This window comes from Microbacterium sp. 71-23 (assembly GCF_001897265.1).
Taxonomy (GTDB): Bacteria; Actinomycetota; Actinomycetes; order Actinomycetales; family Microbacteriaceae; genus Microbacterium; species Microbacterium ginsengisoli.
Window position 1 is genome coordinate 293198 of record NZ_MKSL01000008.1, and the last position, 17639, is coordinate 310836.

The 17639-nt window shown below is 70.7% G+C and carries 17 protein-coding genes and 1 tRNA gene; 8 read left to right on the plus strand and 10 right to left on the minus strand.

Going from position 1 to position 17639, the window contains the following annotated elements; genetic code table 11:
- The first annotated feature begins 15 nt into the window (after positions 1-15).
- Complete coding sequence (locus BGO15_RS01490) at positions 16-1557, plus strand: MFS transporter (protein WP_235557457.1); 1542 nt, start codon at positions 16-18, stop codon at positions 1555-1557.
- Here the strand turns inward: BGO15_RS01490 and mnhG are convergent.
- The 7 genes from mnhG to BGO15_RS01525 all read right to left on the minus strand — a co-directional run bounded on the left by mnhG (position 1554) and on the right by BGO15_RS01525 (position 8999).
- Complete coding sequence (gene mnhG / locus BGO15_RS01495) at positions 1554-1964, minus strand: monovalent cation/H(+) antiporter subunit G (protein ID WP_045247943.1); 411 nt, start codon at positions 1962-1964, stop codon at positions 1554-1556. The two genes, BGO15_RS01490 and mnhG, sit on opposite strands and share 4 nt — an antisense overlap.
- On the minus strand, positions 1961-2227 hold the full coding sequence (locus BGO15_RS01500) for an MrpF/PhaF family protein (protein WP_045247942.1): 267 nt from the start codon (positions 2225-2227) through the stop codon (positions 1961-1963). Before BGO15_RS01500 ends, mnhG begins: the two co-directional genes overlap by 4 nt.
- Positions 2224-2784, minus strand: a complete 561-nt coding sequence (locus BGO15_RS01505; RefSeq protein WP_056206168.1) for a Na+/H+ antiporter subunit E — start codon at positions 2782-2784, stop codon at positions 2224-2226. Before BGO15_RS01505 ends, BGO15_RS01500 begins: the two co-directional genes overlap by 4 nt.
- A complete protein-coding gene (locus BGO15_RS01510) occupies positions 2784-4358 on the minus strand; it encodes a Na+/H+ antiporter subunit D (RefSeq protein ID WP_045247940.1) in 1575 nt (524 codons plus the stop codon). Before BGO15_RS01510 ends, BGO15_RS01505 begins: the two co-directional genes overlap by 1 nt.
- The gene (locus BGO15_RS01515; RefSeq protein ID WP_045247939.1) at positions 4355-4900 is read right to left on the minus strand and encodes a Na(+)/H(+) antiporter subunit C; all 546 of its coding nucleotides are present in this window, start codon (positions 4898-4900) and stop codon (positions 4355-4357) included. Before BGO15_RS01515 ends, BGO15_RS01510 begins: the two co-directional genes overlap by 4 nt.
- On the minus strand, positions 4897-7827 hold the full coding sequence (locus BGO15_RS01520) for a Na+/H+ antiporter subunit A (RefSeq protein WP_056519640.1): 2931 nt from the start codon (positions 7825-7827) through the stop codon (positions 4897-4899). Before BGO15_RS01520 ends, BGO15_RS01515 begins: the two co-directional genes overlap by 4 nt.
- Before the next feature lie 122 nt (positions 7828-7949).
- On the minus strand, positions 7950-8999 hold the full coding sequence (locus BGO15_RS01525; RefSeq protein ID WP_056206166.1) for a LacI family DNA-binding transcriptional regulator: 1050 nt from the start codon (positions 8997-8999) through the stop codon (positions 7950-7952).
- A gap of 64 nt (positions 9000-9063) precedes the next feature.
- On the opposite strand from BGO15_RS01525, the gene BGO15_RS01530 reads away from it, so the two are divergent.
- Positions 9064-10308 (plus strand): MFS transporter, encoded by a 1245-nt coding sequence (locus BGO15_RS01530; protein ID WP_056519637.1) that lies wholly within the window; start codon positions 9064-9066, stop codon positions 10306-10308.
- Positions 10309-10316: 8 nt separating this feature from the next.
- Here the strand turns inward: BGO15_RS01530 and BGO15_RS01535 are convergent, their stop codons facing one another.
- A complete protein-coding gene (locus BGO15_RS01535; RefSeq protein ID WP_056519633.1) occupies positions 10317-10712 on the minus strand; it encodes a VOC family protein in 396 nt (131 codons plus the stop codon).
- A 76-nt stretch (positions 10713-10788) separates the two neighbouring features.
- On the opposite strand from BGO15_RS01535, the gene nucS reads away from it, so the two are divergent.
- The 3 genes from nucS to BGO15_RS01550 are packed head-to-tail and all read left to right on the plus strand — an operon-like array spanning position 10789 to position 14318.
- Entirely contained in the window at positions 10789-11484 is a 696-nt protein-coding gene (gene nucS / locus BGO15_RS01540; RefSeq protein ID WP_045248013.1) for an endonuclease NucS, read from the plus strand.
- A 51-nt stretch (positions 11485-11535) separates the two neighbouring features.
- Complete coding sequence (locus BGO15_RS01545; RefSeq protein WP_056206164.1) at positions 11536-12204, plus strand: HAD hydrolase-like protein; 669 nt, start codon at positions 11536-11538, stop codon at positions 12202-12204.
- Between the two features lie 41 nt (positions 12205-12245).
- On the plus strand, positions 12246-14318 hold the full coding sequence (locus tag BGO15_RS01550) for a bifunctional lysylphosphatidylglycerol flippase/synthetase MprF (RefSeq protein WP_056519630.1): 2073 nt from the start codon (positions 12246-12248) through the stop codon (positions 14316-14318).
- Positions 14319-14376: 58 nt separating this feature from the next.
- Here BGO15_RS01550 and BGO15_RS01555 read toward each other — a convergent pair whose 3' ends face one another.
- Positions 14377-14583 carry a cold-shock protein gene (locus BGO15_RS01555; protein ID WP_045247932.1) on the minus strand — a complete coding sequence of 69 codons (207 nt, stop codon included), beginning with the start codon at positions 14581-14583 and terminating at the stop codon, positions 14377-14379.
- 672 nt (positions 14584-15255) lie between these two features.
- On the opposite strand from BGO15_RS01555, the gene BGO15_RS01560 reads away from it, so the two are divergent.
- Entirely contained in the window at positions 15256-16011 is a 756-nt protein-coding gene (locus BGO15_RS01560; RefSeq protein ID WP_056519627.1) for an SDR family NAD(P)-dependent oxidoreductase, read from the plus strand.
- 51 nt (positions 16012-16062) lie between these two features.
- On the opposite strand, the gene BGO15_RS01565 is transcribed toward BGO15_RS01560, so the two are convergent.
- A tRNA-Leu gene (locus tag BGO15_RS01565) sits at positions 16063-16146 on the minus strand.
- Positions 16147-16297: 151 nt separating this feature from the next.
- Between BGO15_RS01565 and BGO15_RS01570 the strand changes: the two genes are divergently transcribed.
- Together BGO15_RS01570 and BGO15_RS01575 are read left to right on the plus strand one after the other, a co-directional pair.
- Positions 16298-17053 carry an FHA domain-containing protein gene (locus BGO15_RS01570; protein ID WP_056206161.1) on the plus strand — a complete coding sequence of 252 codons (756 nt, stop codon included), beginning with the start codon at positions 16298-16300 and terminating at the stop codon, positions 17051-17053.
- Positions 17054-17058: 5 nt separating this feature from the next.
- Positions 17059-17637, plus strand: coding sequence for an FHA domain-containing protein FhaB/FipA (locus BGO15_RS01575; RefSeq protein WP_056206302.1), 579 nt, complete (start codon positions 17059-17061; stop codon positions 17635-17637).
- The last annotated feature ends 2 nt before the right edge of the window (positions 17638-17639 follow it).

Sequence of the window (17639 nt, forward strand, 5' to 3'; positions counted from 1 at the left end):
GTCCGGGCGGGGATCGTGCTCACGGCATTGGTGCTCGCCGCCGTCGTCTGCAACATCAATGTCGCCGCGGCGACGGTGGCGCTGCCGTCGATCGGCGACGCGTTCGGGGCGTCCCAGACGGCCCTGAACCTCGTCGGCATCGGCAACGGGCTGGGGTTGGCGATGTCGGTGCTCTACCTCGGCGCCGTCGCCGACCGCTACGGCCGCAAGCGGCTCCTGCTCATCGGTCTCTCGCTCACCGTGGTCGCGAGCGTCGCGTCCGCTGCGGCATCTTCTGTCGAGGCGCTCGTGCTCGCGCGGGTGTTCACGGGGCTCGCGGCCGGCGCCGCCTACCCGACGACCCTGTCGCTGATCACCGCCCTCTGGGCCGACGGACCGGCGCGCACCCGCGCGATCGCCCTGTGGTCGAGCGTGAGCGCGATGGCGAGCGTCGGCGGCTCGGTGCTCGCCGGTATCGTGCTGACGGATGCCGGCTGGCGCCCGTCGTTCCTCATGGCGATCCCCCTCGCGCTCGTCGCCGCGGTGCTGGTCGCGTGGGCCGTGCCCTCCCGCGTCGCGGAGTCCGAGGAGCCCGTCGATCACATCGGCGGCGTGTTGTCCGTGGTCGGCGTCGGTGCGCTCGTGCTCGGCATCGGGATCGTCTTCGATCCGGGCGAGCAGGTGCCGGGCATCGTGCTGGTGCTCGTCGCCGTCGTCGCGATCGGCGGGTTCGGGTGGCGGCAGCGTCGTACCCGCTTCCCCCTGTTCGACCTGCACATCGCCCGGCGACGCCTGTTCTGGGCGCCTGCCGTCGCCGGCACCATCGCGTTCGGTGCGCTGCTAGGTGCGATCTTCGTCGGTGAACAGTTCCTGCAGAACGTGCTCGGCTACGACCCTCTGAAGGCCGGCGCCGCCGTCATCCCCGCCGCCGTCGGCCTGCTGATCGCGGTGCCGTTCGCCGCTCGGCTGGTCGGTACGCGCGGCACCCGGTGGGCGATGCTTCTCGGCTACGCGATCATCCTCGCCGCGTTCCTGACGATGCTCGGCTGGCGCGAGAGCACGCCCTACGCGCTCGTCGGCGTCGGCTTCCTCTTCGTCGGCGCGGGAGCCGCGTTCGTGATGACCGCGTCGTCGCGCTCACTGACCGGATCGACGCCCGTTCGACGCGTCGGCATGGCCTCCGCGGCATCCGATCTGCAGGGCGACCTCGGCGGGTCGATCATGCAGGCGCTTCTCGGTGCGATCCTCGCTGCGGGGTTCGCGGGCGCCGTCTCCCGCCACATCGCCGACTCGGGGCGCGCGGGGGAGATCGGCGCCGAGGTGACGGCGGCGCTGCAGGCGTCGTTCGCCTCCGCGGCCCATGTCGCCCAGGCCTATCCGGCGGATGCGGGCCAGATCCTCGCGGCCGCGCGCGAGTCGCTGGCGGCCGGGGCGTGGGCCGCCTACCTCGTCGGCGCGATCGTGCTCGTCGCCGGCGCACTCGTCGTACGCTTCGGCATTCCCGACCGCCGGGGCGAGGCGCGCCTGCACGAGCGCTACCGCGCCGACGACGAGCGGATGCCGCAGCCCGGCGCCTAACGCGACGGGCCGGGCTCCTGGGGGCCGGCGCCGCCGGCGGCCTCGCGGTCGATCGTCGAGGCTTCGTCGACGTCGCGTCCGGCGAGCTCATCGACCACGAGGGTGTCGGCGTCGAACGAGCCGTTGCGGTAGGCCTGACGACCGACCATGTGGGCCGACAGCGGGGCGGTCGCGAGCTGGAACATCACGACGGGCACGAGGAACGCCACCACCGGCCACGACCGCAGCGACAGCGCGATCGCCAGGCAGATGAGCACGAGTCCGAGCACCTGCGGCTTCGTCGCCGCGTGCAGGCGCCCGGGGACGTCGCGCAGCCTCACGACGCCGATGGCTGCCGTGAGGCACAGCAGGGCGCCGATGAGGATCAGCACGAGCGAGGCCGTGTCGAGCACGCTGTCGATGGTCATCGCCGATCCTCCCTTCTCGCGACGAACCGCGCGATCGCGACCGACCCGAACACACCGATCGCCGCGAGGCACAGCAGCACCGGCAGCGTGCGGGTGTGGTGGTTGATCGCCATGTCGGCGCCGAGCACGCACATCACCTCGGTGAGGAGCACATCGGATGCCACGGCCCGGTCGAGGATCGACGGGCCCTTCACGATGCGCCACAGCGTGAGAAGCGCGGCGAGCGCGAACACGATGTAGATCGCGACGAGCAGGGGGTTCACGAGGCTCCTCCCGCCGCGGCATCCGTCACTGTCTTCACTTGGGCGCGCGATCCGAACGCCTGCACGACGCGACGTTCCCACGCGAGCACCGTGCGTCGCTGGCGCTCGATGTCCTCCGCGCTGCGCACGCCGATCACGTGCAGGTAGAGCACCCGCCGGTCGCGATCGATGTCGATCAGCAGCGACCCCGGGATGAGCGAGGACGTGACGGCGGTGTGGGTCATGATGAGGTCGTCGTCGACCCGCAGTGGCACCGCGATGACCGCGTTGCGCGGCTGGCGGCGCGCGTCGAGCACGATCCAGGCGACCGACAGCGAGCCGCGCACGACCGCGAACGCGAACATGACCACGAAGACGAGCGCGTGCCACGGATGCAGCCGGCCCGACAGCTCGACCGGCGGCAGCCGGAACACGCGCGTGACGATCAGGGCGACCACGATGCCGGTGAGCGCGGCGAGCACCGTGAACTGGCCCCAGAGCAGCATCCACAGCAGCACGAGCCAGATGAAGAACGGCAGCTGGCGCCACGCGCGCGCGGCGGCGGAGCGACGCACCATCAGTGGCCCCCCTCGCCGGTCGTCGTGTCGCTGATCACCTGGGCGACGTGCACCGGCTCGCTCAGCTGCGCGCCGATGCGCGCGCACAGGTCGAACAGGGGTCCGGCGAACACGGTGAGCGCGATCGTGACCACCACGAGCCCGGCGGTCGAGGCGGTCATGACCTTGGGGATGACGCGGCGCTCGGTCTGGACGGCCGCAGCCGGCGCCGACCCGAGGAAGCGGATGCGGTCTTCGACCTCGGGCTCTTCGGCCGAGGTGCTCTCCCGCCAGAAGCCGAGGTTCCACGCGCGCATCAGCGTGTACAGGGTGAGCAGCGACGTGATGACCCCACCCACGATGAGCACGATCATGAGAGGCGTGCCGACCTGCGCGGCGGCGTCGAAGAGCGCGAACTTGCCGATGAAGCCCGAGAACGGTGGCAGACCGCCGAGGTTGATCGCCGGGATGAAGTAGAGCAGCGCGATCAGCGGCGCCCCCGTCATGAGGCCCTTGAGCTTCAGGATCGACGTCGTGCCGGCCCGGCGCTCGATCAGTCCGACCGCGAGGAACAGCGTCGTCTGCACGACGATGTGATGCACCATGTAGTACACGGTCGCGCCGATGGCCGCCGGCGTCGCGATCGCCAGCCCGAAGATCATGTAGCCGACATGGCTGACGAGCGTGAACGACAGGATGCGTTTGAGCTCGGCCTGGGCGACGGCGCCGAGGATGCCGACGATCATCGTCGCAAGCGAGACGATCAGCAGCAGCGTGTTGATGTTGCTGTCGGGGAACAGCTGCGTCTCGGTGCGGATGATCGCGTACACGCCGACCTTGGTCAGCAAGCCCGCGAACACCGCGGTGACGGGGGCGGGGGCGGTCGGGTACGAGTCGGGCAGCCAGAAGGAGAGTGGGAACACGGCCGCCTTGATGCCGAAGGCGAGCAGCAGCATGAGATGCAGCACGAGCTGCACAGAGGGCGGCTGCAGCGCCATGCGCTCGGCGATCTGCGCCATGTTCACCGTGCCGAGCGCCGCGTAGATGGCCGCGATCGCCGAGAGGAACAGCACCGAGGAGACGAGCGAGACGACGATGTACACGACGCCCGAGCGGATGCGCGCCTCGGTGCCGCCGAGCGTGATGAGCACGTACGACGCGACCAGCAGGATCTCGAATCCGACGTAGAGGTTGAAGAGGTCGCCCGCGATGAACGCGGTGTAGATGCCCGCCGCGAGGATCAGATACGAGGGGTGGAAGATCGAGACCGGGGTGTCCTCGTCGCCGTCGGCAGCGCCCTGGCCGACCGAGAACAGCAGCACCGCGAGCAGCACAATGCTGGAGATCACCACGAGCAGCGCCGCGAGGGTGTCGACGTACAGCACGATGCCGAACGGCACCGGCCACCCGGCGACCGCGACCGCGAGCGGGGCGTGGGCGTCGACGTAGACCAGCAGCACCGACGCGATCACGAGCACCGCGGTCAGCGTGACGATCGACACCCACACCTGCACGCGCCGACGACGACCGAAGATGAGCGCGACGGCCGCGCCGAGCAGCGGCAGCGTGGTCAGCAGGGGGACGAGGGAGCTCACGAGTCATCCCCCCGTCGTCCGTCACCGGTGGGCCGGTCGGTCGGCGCGTCGTCGGCGAGTGCATCGAAGTCGAGGCTCGAGAGCACGGTGATCGGGGCGACCTCCGAGTCGACGAAGTCGGTCGTGGCGTCGTCGTCCTGCTCGGTGATCTCGTCCTCCGTCTCGAGAGCGTCGGCCGGCTCGGCGGCCCGTTCGCGCAGCGCGACGTCGGCCTCGTCGTCCTCGACGGTGTCGGCCTGGCCCAACTGCCACGAGCGGTAGATCAGCGCCAGCAGGAACGCCGAGACCGCGAACGTGATGACGATGGCGGTGAGCGAGAGGGCCTGCGGCAGCGGATCCGAGAAGGACGCGGCATCCTCGGCAGACCCGAAGAAGGGGGCGACGCCGGGCTTGCCGAGCACGATCAGCAGCAGCAGGTTCGCGCCGTTGCCGAGCAGCAGGAAGCCGATCAGCACGCGCGTGAGCGAGCGCTCGAGCATGGCGTAGACGCCGCAGGCGAACAGCGCCGCCATCACGACGATGAGCACGACCGAGACGCTCATTGCACGCTCACCCCCCGGGCACGCAGCTCCTGCGTCTGACGGTCGACCTCGGCGCCGAGGCTGCGCAGCACGTCGAGCACGAGCCCGATGACCACGAGGTAGACCCCGATGTCGAAGATGGTCGACGTCACGAACTCGATGTGCCCGATGACGGGGATATCGGCCTCGAGGATGCCGCTGGTCAGCGGGGCCTCACCGAACAGCAGCGGCACGATCGCGCAGGCGACCGCGAGGGTCATGCCGACGCCGAGCAGGCGTCCGGCGTCGGTGGGCGCGGCGGCGCCGAGCTCGTAGCGGCCGCCCGCGATGTAGCGCATGACCAGGGCCATGCCCGCGACGAGGCCGCCGGCGAAACCGCCGCCGGGAAGGTTGTGGCCGGCGAAGAGTAGGTAGATCGACACGACGATGATCGAATGGAACAGCACCCGCACGATCACCTCGAGCATGATCGAGCGGTTCTCGGCGCGCACCCTCTGACCGGCGTACAGCCAGGCGCGACGGGTCGAGTCGCTGGATGCCGCGGGGCGCAGTCCCTCGTCGGTCTCGACGAGCACGCGGCGTCCGGTCTGGCGGGGGATGGGCCGGGTGAACGACGACAGGTTGTCGGCGCGGTGAGTGACGAACACGAGCGAGGCGACGCCGGTCGCGGCGAGCACGAGCACCGACAGCTCGCCCATCGTGTCCCACCCGCGCAGGTCGACGAGGGCGACGTTCACGACGTTCTTGCCGTGCCCGATCTGGTAGGCGAGCGCCGGGAAGTCGAGCGAGATCGGCGGCAGGGTGCGGGCTCCCGTCGCGACGATCGCGACGAGGGCCATCGTCGCACCCACCGCGATCGCGAGCACCGCCCGTCCGATGGGCGCGACCGACGCGTTGTGGTCGCCGAGCCGCGAGGGGATGCGGCGCAGCACGAGGGCGAACGCGACGAGCGTCACGGTCTCGACGAGGATCTGCGTGAGTGCGAGGTCGGGCGCCCCGCTCGTGGCGAACAGCACCACCATGCCGAGTCCGGTGACCGAGACGAGCACGACGCCGGTGTAGCGCTTCTGGGCGCGCACGGCGAGGATGCCGGCGACGATCATGACGGGGGCCACGGCGAGCTGCGCGGGCGTGTGCCACGCATCCAGCTGAGCCTGCCACGAGGGGCTCGCGAGCAGCGCGGTGCCCTCGGCGACGACGAACACGGAGAAGATCACGCCGAGGTGCAGGGGCAGGGATCCGCGCTGGGTGAGCGTGGTCGAGGAGACGGCGAGCCGGATCACCCCGCGCAGCGCCGCGTTGTAGACGTCGACGGCGGTGAACGGCAGCACGCGACGACGCTCGGCCCAGCCGACGCGCAGCGCGAGCCAGAAGACGAGCGCGCCGACCGCGAGGGAGCCGAGCGAGATCCACAGCGCGGGCTCGAACCCGTGCCAGAGGGCCAGGTGCGCGGCCTTGGTGTGGTCGCCGACGCCCTCCGCACCGGCGGGAACTGTCGCCGCGTAGGGGGCGAGAGCGCCATCCACAACGGATGCCGCGGCCCCCAGCACGAGCGTGAGCACCGCGAGGGCGACCGGTGCGAACGAGAACCCGAACGGGGGAGAGGGCCACTCGGTGCGCGGACGCGGGGAGCCCGCGGCATCCTTCTTCGTGAAGAACGCACCCCAGACGAACCGGATGCCGTACGCGGCGGTCAGCACCGACCCGAGCACGATGGCGACGAGCCCGACGCTCGCCCACGGGGCCCCTTCGCTGGCCTGCTCGAGGAACGCGGCGAGCACCGACTCCTTCGCAACGAACCCGATCGTGGGGATGACACCGGCCATCGAGCACACGGAGATGATGGCGGCGGCGGCGAGCACCGGCGCCTGCCCGCCGACGCCCGAGAGCTCGCGGATGTCACGGGTCGACAGCTGCCGGTCGACGATGCCGACCACGAGGAACAGCGCCGACTTGAACAGGGCGTGGCTGATGAGCAGCGCGAGGCCGGCGAGCGCGGCGTCGCGGGTGCCGTAGCCGAGCACGATCGCGAGGAATCCCAGCTGGCTGACGGTGCCGAAGGCGAGGATGCGCTTGAGGTCGTACTCGCGCAGCGCCTGGATGCCGCCGAGCAGCATCGTGAACGCACCGAGGCCGATGACGATCGGCCGCCAGGTCGGGTCGATGGCGAACACGGGGGCCAGGCGCGCGATGAGGTAGATGCCCGCCTTCACCATGGCGGCGGCGTGCAGGTAGGCGCTCACGGGGGTCGGTGCGGCCATCGCGCCCGGAAGCCAGAAGTGGAATGGGAAGATCGCCGACTTCGACAGCGCGCCCACGAGGATCAGCACGAGCGCCGCGTCGACGACCGGGCCGGTGGGCGCCGCCGCGAGGATCCCCGCGATGCTCGTCGTGCCCGTGTGCACCACGAGCAGCACCACGCCGATGAGCATGATGAGGCCGCCGAGGGTCGTGACGAGCAGTGCCTGCAACGCCGCGCGACGGCTCGCGCCGCGCGCGCGGTAGTAGCCGATGAGCAGGTACGACAGGATGCTCGTGATCTCCCACAGCATCACCAGCACGACGATGTCGTCGGTCAGCACCAGTCCGTACATGGCCCCGGCGAACGCGAGCAGCACCGCGGCGAAGAGCCCGACGCCCTGTGTCTTGCCCGCGAAGTACCAGCGGCAGTAGAGCAGCACGAGGGCGCCGACGCCGGTGACCACGAGCGCCATCACCCAGGCGAGGGTGTCCATGCGCATCGTGAGCGAGATGTCGAGACTCGGAATCCACTCGAGTGTCTCGGTCGGCGGGGTGTCGGTGCCGACCAGGGGGAACAGCGACACGGTGTGCACGAACGCCAGCACGGGAAGGGCCGCGGCGACGAAGAACGCGCGCGAGCCGATGCGGGAGACGAGCCACGGCAGCAGCAGGGGCAGGAGGGCGAACGCAGCGAGAAGGACCAGCACGGGGCCTCCTCGGGGTCGTCGGGCCGGGCTCAACGAGGGAGCGCCCAGGCGATCGGGGTTCGGGCCCTCAGTCTATCGGGCGGCCCATAGGAGGCGTGCGGCGTTCGCCCAGACGGGCGTGCCTATGCCCGCGGCGCGGGACCGGTGGTGTTGCCCTCGCGGAAACGGCTCGCGAAGTCGACCCCCGACGTAGGTGTCCCCTGGATGAGGGCGGCGAGCACCTCGCCGGCAGCCCTGCCCTTGTCGGCGGCGGGCTGCGCCATGGTCGTCAGGCGGTGGGGGGCGATGCCGTCGGCGCGGATGCCGTCGAATCCGGTGACGCTGAAGTCCTCGGGCACCCGCACGCCCGCGTCGAGGGCCGCGCGCACGATGCCGACGGCGAGCAGGTCGGTCTGCGCGATGGCCGCCGTGGGCCGCGGATCGAGCGCGAGGATGGCCTGGCCGGCGGCGTACCCCTCGTCGATGAGGCTTCCGGTGGCGTGGTAGATCGGGGCATCCGGATACACCTCGAGGGCGCCGCGCAGTCGGTCGCGGGTGACGTCGACAGTGATCGCGTCGAGGTCGACCGACGGAGCCCAGCCGGCGCGGGTCGACGCGTCGAACGCCATCGTCACGTGCACGACCCGTTCGTGTCCGAGACCCTTCGTGTACTCCGCGATGTGCCGCTGCGCGGCCTCGTTGTCGAGTCCGATCTGCGGCACCCCCTCGCCCGCATCGCCCTCGATGACGACGACCGGGATGCCACGCCCACGCACATCGTCCAGCGACGAGCGCATGTGCGCGCTGCACCCGAGGAGCACGGCTCCGTCGATGGGCGCGGTCATGAGCGACGGCCCGGTCTCGGTCGCGTCGTCGCGCAGCAAGAGGATCGCCGCGTCGAGTGGGGCGATGCCCTCGGAGATGCCGTCGAGCACGACGGTCGTGACGGGGTCGAGGAACGCCGAGCGCAGGCGTCCGCCGAGCACGACGCCGATGATGCCGCTGCGCCCGCGACGCAGCGAGGCGGCGCGGGGGTCGGGGCCGGTGTAGCCGAGCGCGGATGCCGCGGCGAGCACGCGCTGGCGCGTGGCATCCGTCACCTGGGTCTTGCCGCTGAACACGACCGACGCGGTCGACGGCGACACCCCCGCCTCGCGGGCGACGTCGGCGATGGTGGCTCGGCGTGCGCTCATGTTGCACCGATGCTAACCCGTCGGAGGCTTGGTGTGTCGAATCGATTCGATTAGGGTGTGCTGCATGCTCCACTCGACCGACCGCCGCGCCTTCGTGCGCTGGCGCGCCGCGATCTTCGTCGTCTTCGCGCTCTCCGGGCTCAGCATCGCCACCTGGGCGTCGCGCGTGCCCGCGATCAAGGCGGCACTCGGCATCTCGCAGCTCGAGATCGGTCTGCTGCTGCTCGGCGCCGGAATCGCGTCCGTCGCGGGCCTCTCCCTCGCCCCGATCGTGTTCACGCGCATCGGCGCGCGGCGCACGATCATCGCGGCGATCGCCGTGTTCGCCACGGGCGTGCTCGTGATCGGCGTCGGCACGGACCTCGTGCACAGCTACGCCGTGGTGCTCGCCGGGCTCGTGCTGTTCGGGCTCGGCAACGGCGCCGTCGACGTCACGATGAACGTCGAAGGGGCCGCGATCGAGAAGCAGCAGGGCACGACGATCCTGCCGCTGTTCCACGCGTTCTTCAGCTTCGGCACCGTCATCGGGGCGAGCCTCGGCGCCCTCGCTGTCGCGCTCGGGTTCGACGTGTTCACGCACGCCGCCGTGATCGCCGTCACCCTCGTCGTGGCCGGGCTGATCGCCGCGAGCCAGGTTCCGGCACACATCCCCGCCGACGCCGCACCCGCGACGGAGCGCACCCCGTGGCGGGAGCGTCTGCGCATCTCGCTCTCGGCCTGGCGCGAGCCGCGCACGTACGCGATCGGCGTGGTCATGCTCGGCATGGCCTTCGCCGAGGGCGGCGCGAACGACTGGCTCGCACTCAGCGTGAGCGAGGGGCATCGCCAGGGCGAGGCGGCCGGGGCGATCGGCCTCGCCGTGTTCTCGGTGAGCATGACCGCCGCGCGCGTGCTCGGTGGCCCGCTCGTCGACCGCATCGGCCGCGTCGCGACCCTGCGCATCCTCGCGACGACCGCGACGGTCGGCATGATCCTGTTCGTCTTCGCCCCGAACCTGCCGCTCATCTTCGTCGGCGCGTTCCTGTGGGGCGCGGGGGTGTCGATGGGCTTCCCGCTCGGCATGTCCGCCGCGGCCGACGATCCCGCGCGCGCGGCCGCCCGGGTGAGCGCCGCAGCGACGATCGGCTACGTCGCGTTCCTCGCCGGACCGCCGCTGCTCGGCTTCCTCGCCGAGCACATCGGGCTGCTCCCCACGCTGCTCGTGCTCGTGGTGCTGGTCGTCGCCTCGGGTCTCGCATCGGGCGCCGCGAAGCCGCTCACGCCGGTGGCGCCCGCACCGCGGGGGGCCGCGGCATCCACCGACGCCTGAGGCGGCGCTCAGCCGGCGTCGGGGTCGGCCCAGAACGGCGAGAAGTGGTAGCCGTCGGGGTCGTCGAACTGCCGCTGGTACATGAAGCCGTACTCGTCGGTGTCGCCGAGGCGGCCCCCGGCGGACTCGGCGGCGACGGCGAGCGCGTCGACGGCGTCGCGCGTCGGCACGCTGAAGGCGACCGTCACCGGCGACGGGGTGCCTGGCCCGCCCACGAGCTCCTCGGTGCCGCCGAGGCTCTCGTAGAAGCTGCGGCTGATGGCCATGATGTGCGTGTCGCCGTCGATGCGAAAGCAGGCGGCGTTCTCGTTGGTGAACTCGGCGACGGCGCTCCAGCCGAGCGTCGAGTAGAAGGCGGCGGAGCGTGCGACGTCCGCGACGGGGAAGTTCACGAAGATGCTCATGGCCCGATCGTCGCGCGCGGCGGCGAGCGCGTCAACGGCGTCGCCGGGGTGGGGCGGGCGCCGGTACCGTGGTCGGGTGCGTCTCGTCATCGCCCGCTGCTCCGTGGACTACTCGGGGCGCCTCAACGCCCATCTGCCGCTGGCCACCCGGCTCCTCGTACACAAGGGCGACGGCTCGCTGCTCGTGCACTCCGACGGCGGCAGCTACAAGCCGCTCAACTGGATGAGCCCGCCGTGCACGCTCGCGGTCGAAGAGGTCGATGAGGATGCCGCGGCATCCGGTGTCATAGAGCAGTGGCGCGTGACCCACCAGAAGTCCGGCGACGCGCTCGTCGTGAAGCTCTACGAGGTGCTGCACGACTCGTCCCACGAGCTCGGCATCGACCCGGGCCTGCAGAAGGACGGCGTCGAGGCCGACCTGCAGCGCCTGCTCGCCGAGCAGGTCGACGTGATCGGCGAGGGACTCACCCTGGTGCGGCGCGAGTTCCCCACTGCGATCGGCCCGGTCGACCTGCTGCTGCGCAACCCCGAGGGCGGCACGATCGCCGTCGAGGTGAAGCGCCGCGGCGACATCGACGGCGTCGAGCAGCTCACCCGCTACCTGGAGCTCCTGGGTCGCGACCCCCACCTCGCGCCGGTCACCGGCGTCTTCGCCGCGCAGGAGATCAAGCCGCAGGCGCGGGTGCTCGCCGGCGACCGCGGGATCCGCTGCGTGACCCTCGACTACGACGGCATGAAGGGCGTCGAGTCGGGCGCACCCCGGCTCTTCTGACGACCGGATGCCGCGGCATCCCGTGCCGTCGGCGACGACTACCGTTAAGGGGTGTCCCTCCCCTACACCTGCGTCCTCTGGGACGTCGACGGCACGATCGTCGACGCCTCGGTCGGAATCCTCCGTCGGCTGACGATCTCGCTCGAGCGTCTCGGGCTGCCCGCCCCCACCGAGGCGGAGCTCACCCACTGGATCGGCCCGCCGATGTTCGAGTCCTTCCAGACGCAGGCGCACCTGAGCCCGGAGGAGGCGGAGAAGGCCGTCGCGCACTACCGCGAGCTCGGCAAGGCCGACGGCTACACCACCGACGTGCGGCTGTACCCGGGGGTCGCCGACCTCATCCACGAGCTGCACGACCGCAGCGTGCCGCAGGCCACGGCGAGCTCCAAGCCCGAGGTTCAGGTGAAGGCGATCCTCGAGCACTTCGAACTCGCACCGCTGTTCGCCTCGATCACCGGTGCCACCGCCGATGAGCGCACGCTCGGCCGCAAGGCCGACATCGTCGCCGAGGCCCTCCGCCGCCTCGAGGCCCAGGGCATCGACGTCTCGCGTCCCGTGCTCATCGGCGACCGCCACCACGACGTCGAGGGCGGCACCGAGCGCGGCGTGCCCGTGATCTTCGTCGACTGGGGCTTCAGCAGCCCGGGCGAGGCCGAGGGCGCGGTCGCCGAGGCGGCTGACATCGAGGCGCTGCGCGCACTCGTGCTGCCGGCCGCCTGAACCCCTCGTCGACCGGGGACCCGGTCGGTAGGCTGGCCGACATGACGGATGCGGCGGCGCCGACGAGGCATCCGGTGATCACCGTCGTCGCGCGCATCCCGGCGACGCTCATCACCCTCGGTCTGGTGCTCGTGGCCGGACTCGTGAGCGCCGCGCTCTGGTTCCCGCTGCGCGAGAACCATGCCTGGCGCTACCTGGCCTACGGCCTGCCCTCGCTCCTCGAGGGGCACTGGTGGACGCCCCTCACCGGTGCACTGCTCGTGCACTCGCCGATCCTCTACCCGGTCGTGATCGTGAGCTTCGCCGGCATGGCGTACCTCGAGTTCCACCGCGGGTGGAAGGTCGCGACCCGATACTTCGTCATCGGCCAGATCGGCACCGTGCTGGTCGCGGCTCTCATCGTGTGGCTGCTCGCGATGACCGGGTGGCCGTGGGCCGTGGCGCAGTCGCATCACCTCGACGTCGGCCCCTCGGGCGGCACGATGGCGTGCATCGCGGCAGCCGTCGGGCTCTTCCGCCCGCCCTGGCGGGTGCGCGCCTGGCTCGTGCTGCTCGCCTTCGTCGGTGTGACGATGGTCTTCTGGGGCAACCTCGGCGATCTCGAGCACGCCGTGTCGGTCATCGGCGTGCTGATCGTCGACCGGTCGCTGCGCCTGCGCAAGGCGTCGCTGCGCGAGAAGCGCTTCATCGCCTTCGTCGCCGTCCTGGCGCTCGGGGCGCTCGAGATCATCGTTCTCGTGGTGCCGACAGCGGGCATGTTCGGCAGTACGACGCCGGACCCCGGTCCGATCCTCGATGTGACGGTCGACGTCGTGGTGATCGTGCTGATCGCTCGCGGCCTGCTGCGCGGCCGGCGCTGGACGTGGTGGGTCGCCGCGGTCTTCGCGGGCGGCAACATCCTCGCCGTGGTCTTCGTGCTCATCGGCGCCGAACTGGTCGGGTGGAGCGAGGTGACGGACGCGATCTCCGGCGATCCCGCCCTGACGATCGTGAGCGGGGTGCTGTGGGCGTTGCTCCTCGTCTACCTGCTCATCGAGCGGCGTGCGTTCCGCGCGGGGCGCGGCACCCGCCTGTCGGCCCTGCCTCCGCCCACGCGGGCGGAGGTGCGACGCGCCCTTCATCGGGACGGCGGCGGCACTCTGTCATGGATGGCCACGTGGGACGCCAACTCGACGGTGCGGACGGCGACGGGCGGGATGCTCACCTACCAGCGGCGCAACGGAGTGGCCCTGGCGCTCGGCGATCCGTTCGGCCCGCCGAGCGACGCCCCGGGTGTGGTCGACGCGTTCGTCGACGGTGCGGAGCACGCCGGTCTCGTGCCGTGCTTCTTCAGCGCGAGCGAGTCGACCCGCGCGCTGCTCCCGCCCAGCTGGAGGAGCCTGGTGGTCGCCGCCGACACGATCGTCGATCTTCCGGGGCTGCAGTTCACGGGCAAGAAGTGGAACTCGGTGCGCACGTCCCTCAACCGTGCCGACCGCGAGCAGGTCGAGTTCCGCATGACGCACCTCGTGCACGAGTCCTGGGGCGTGCGCCAGCAGATCCGTGCGATCTCCGAGGAATGGCTCGGCGACAAGGACCTGCCCGAGATGGGCTTCACCCTCGGCAGCCTCATCGAGGCCGCCGATCCGGAGGTGCGGATCGCCCTGGCCGTGACGCCGTCGGGCGATGTCGACGGCTTCTTGTCCTGGCTGCCGGTGTACGGCGCTCAGGGTGTGGTTCGCGGGTGGACGCTCGACCTCATGCGCCGCCGCGAGGGCGGCTTCCCCTCGGTGATGGAGTTCCTCATCGGATCCTCCGCGCAGCAGTTCGAGGCGGAGGGCGCCGAGTTCATGTCACTGTCGGGTGCGCCGCTGGCCCACGATCTCCCGCAGGAGGCCGGCGGCCTCGCCGCGCTGGGCGACCGGCTGGCCGAATCGCTCGAGCCCGTCTACGGATTCCGCTCTCTGCAACGCTTCAAGCAGAAGTTCCATCCCCGCCACGAGCCGCTCTACCTGCTCTACCGCGACGAGAGCGACCTCACCCGCATCGGTCTCGCCCTCGTGCGCGCGTTCCTGCCGACCGCGACGCTGCGTCAGCTCGCGGCGGCGGGGGTGGACGTCGTGCGCGCCGGCTGAGCCCGAACATGACGAGGGGACGGGATGCCGCGGCATCCCGTCCCCTCGAACGCTTCGGTCAGAGCGCGCGAATGCTCGCCGCCTGCAGTCCCTTGGGACCCTGTTCGACCTCGAACTCGACCCGCTGGTTCTCTTCGAGCGAGCGGTATCCGTTTCCCTGAATGGCCGAGTAGTGCGCGAAGACGTCGGCGCCGCCCTCATCAGGAGCGATGAAACCGAAACCCTTCTCCGAGTTGAACCACTTGACCGTACCCGTCGTGCTCATGAACTGCCGTTCTCTACTGCAACCGGCGCCCAGTGCACCGGTGTTCGCTTCACGCTAGCGGGCATCACGGCTCGGGGCGAGGGCGATCGCAGATCGTTAACGCAACCGTTGCGTGGGAGGACCCCGCCCGAGCGCCCGATCGGGCCCTTAACCCATACGACGCCCGGGCCGAGTGAACTCAAGGCCCGGGCGTCGACGGATCCCCCCGGATATGCCACGCCATGCGTGACAGCGTTCACTCTAATGACCTCGAAACCGCCGCGCATAGCGGGTGAGCCGTGAGAAATCGATGAGCTGCGCGACGTCGGTTCGACGTCGTCGCCGGGCTGTGCGCCCCACCGGAAAAGGGCTGCGAGTTCGCGCCAAGACAGAGAAGAGCCCCCTCCCGGCTGGGGGATCAGGAGGGGGCTCTTGTGGATCCCTCCGCTGGGGGCACGAGGGATGCGAGTCGTTACGTTACGCGGCGGCGGCGGCGCGTGGGGGTGCCCGCGTCGATCTTGCGGCAAGCGCATAAGCAACGCCCAGTCTGACTGTCCGGGAATGCACGATGGTCTTCGACAGTTGTCGAACAAGGACAACCTTTCAGGCTGCCCGACGGCAGGCGCACCCGCGCCGCCGCCATCGGCCGGCGCCGCCTCATCACGGTCACGCCGGATGAGGAAAGGAATCGACATGGCTGTGTACGACGTCGCAGAACGTTCGGCGATCGTGACGGGAGCGGGGTCGGGGATCGGTCGCGCCGTGGCGCACACCCTGGCGGCGAGCGGCGCGAGCGTGCTGGTCACCGACATCAACGCGAATGCCGCGGCATCCGTCGTCGACGAGATCACCGCCGCGGGCGGCACCGCGAGCGCCTTCGTCGGCGACGTGAGCGACACCGCGTGGATCGACGAGTCGATCCAGCGCGCCAACGCCCTCGCGCCGCTGCGCATCGCCGTGAACAACGCCGGGATCGGCGGCGCCGCGGCCCCCGTAGGGGAGTACCCCCTCGACAGCTGGCAGAAGGTCATCGAGGTCAACCTCAACGCCGTGTTCTACGGCGTGCGCGCGCAGGTCGTCGCCATGGCAGCCAACGGGGGCGGCTCGATCGTCAACATGGCCTCGGTGCTCGGCTCCGTCGGCATCCCCTTCTCATCGGCCTACGTGACCGCGAAGCACGGCCTCATCGGCCTCACCAAGAACGCCGCCCTCGAGTACGGCGCGCAGAAGGTGCGCGTCAACGCGGTCGGCCCGGGGTTCATCGCCACCCCGCTGCTCGACAAGAACCTCGACCAGGCCACCAAGGACGCCCTCGCCGCCAAGCACGCGCTCGGCCGTCTCGGCACCCCCGAGGAGGTCGCCGCGATCGTCGCCTTCCTCTCGAGCGACGCCGCCAGCTTCGTGACCGGCTCCTACCACCTGGTCGACGGCGGCTACGCCGCCCAGTGACCTCAATGACGAAGGCCCCCGGTCATCCCGGGGGCCTTCGTCATTGTGCTGTGCGCGAGGGGGGAGTTGAACCCCCACGCCCTTTCGGGCACTGGCACCTGAAGCCAGCGCGTCTGCCTATTCCGCCACTCGCGCGTTCGGAGAGGATGCCGAGGCATCCGCCCACTCAACCTCCCGAGGATATCACGGGGCCGCGGCCGGCACGCACCTCGAGACGCGTTGTTCACGGCTCCTCCAGGGTGTGCAACTACGATGAAGCAACCCGTCGGCCTGCCTGAGGAGTCACGTGGGACTACTAGACAGCTTCGAGAAAGGTCTCGAGCGCGCCGTCAACGGCGCCTTCGCGAAGACCTTTCGCAGCGGTATCGAGCCCGTCGACATCGCGTCGGCGTTGCGCAGCGACATGGACAAGAAGGCCGCGATCGTCTCGCGTGAGCGCATCCTGGCTCCGAACGCCTTCGTCGTGCATCTGGCCACGTCCGACGAGGAGCGCATGAGTGCGCTCGGCACCCCGCTGCAGGCGGAGCTGCGCGAGGTCATCACGACCCACGCCCGCACGCAGGGCTACACGCTTCCGTCCGCGCTGACGATCTCGCTCGTCTCCGACGACCGCCTCTCCACCGGCACACTGCGGGTCGAGTCGCAGATCGCCGAGGGTCGCGTCTCCTGGCAGGCGGTCGTGGATGTCGCGGGTCGCCGATACCCGATCGCCGGTGCCCGCACGGTCATCGGCCGTGGATCGGATGCCGACATCACGATCTCCGACGCGGGAGCCAGCCGCACGCACGCCGAGATCCTGTGGGACGGCGAACGCGCCATGGTGCGCGACCTCGGGTCGACGAACGGCACGAAGCTCGCCGGCCGCAAGATCTCCGAGGCGGCACTGCCGAGCGACGCCACCATCTCGATCGGCAACACCAACCTCGTCTTCCGCGTGATCGCATCGACCGAGGCGCCCCGGCGCCCGGCACCCGCGGCGGCCGACGATACGACGCGCGCGTTCGATGTACGCGGCGACAACTGGGGGAGTCCGCTGTCATGAGCGATGTGAGCGAGCTCACACTTCTGCTGCTGCGGATCGGCTTCCTGCTGATCCTGTGGTTCTTCGTGTTCGCCGTCATCTACTCGCTGCGCGCCGACCTGTTCGGCGTACGAGTGCGCAAACTCCCCGACGCCGGGGCCGCATCCGGGCCGGTGCGTGCGGCCGCCCCCGCCGCCGCCGCCACCGCGGCGACCGCCGCCCCCCTCGTCGCCGGCACCGGACCGACCCTCGCGACCTCGCCCACCTCCGCGGCCCGCGCCTCGGCGAAGAAGGGCGGGAAGGCGACATCCGAGAACGCCCATCGCATCGTGATCACGAGCGGGCCCAAGGCCGGACTCGAGCTGACGCTCGGCACCGAGCCACTGACGATCGGGCGCTCCAGCGAGTCCGGTCTCGTCATCCGCGACGACTACACCTCGAGCCACCACGCACGCCTGCTGCTGTGGGGCGAGCAGTGGATGATCCAGGACCTCGACTCGACCAACGGCACGTGGCACGACGGCGACCGCGTCAGCTCACCCGTGCCGGTTCTGCTCGGCGCGCCGATCAAGGTGGGCGCCACGACCTTCGAGCTGCGGGACTGATC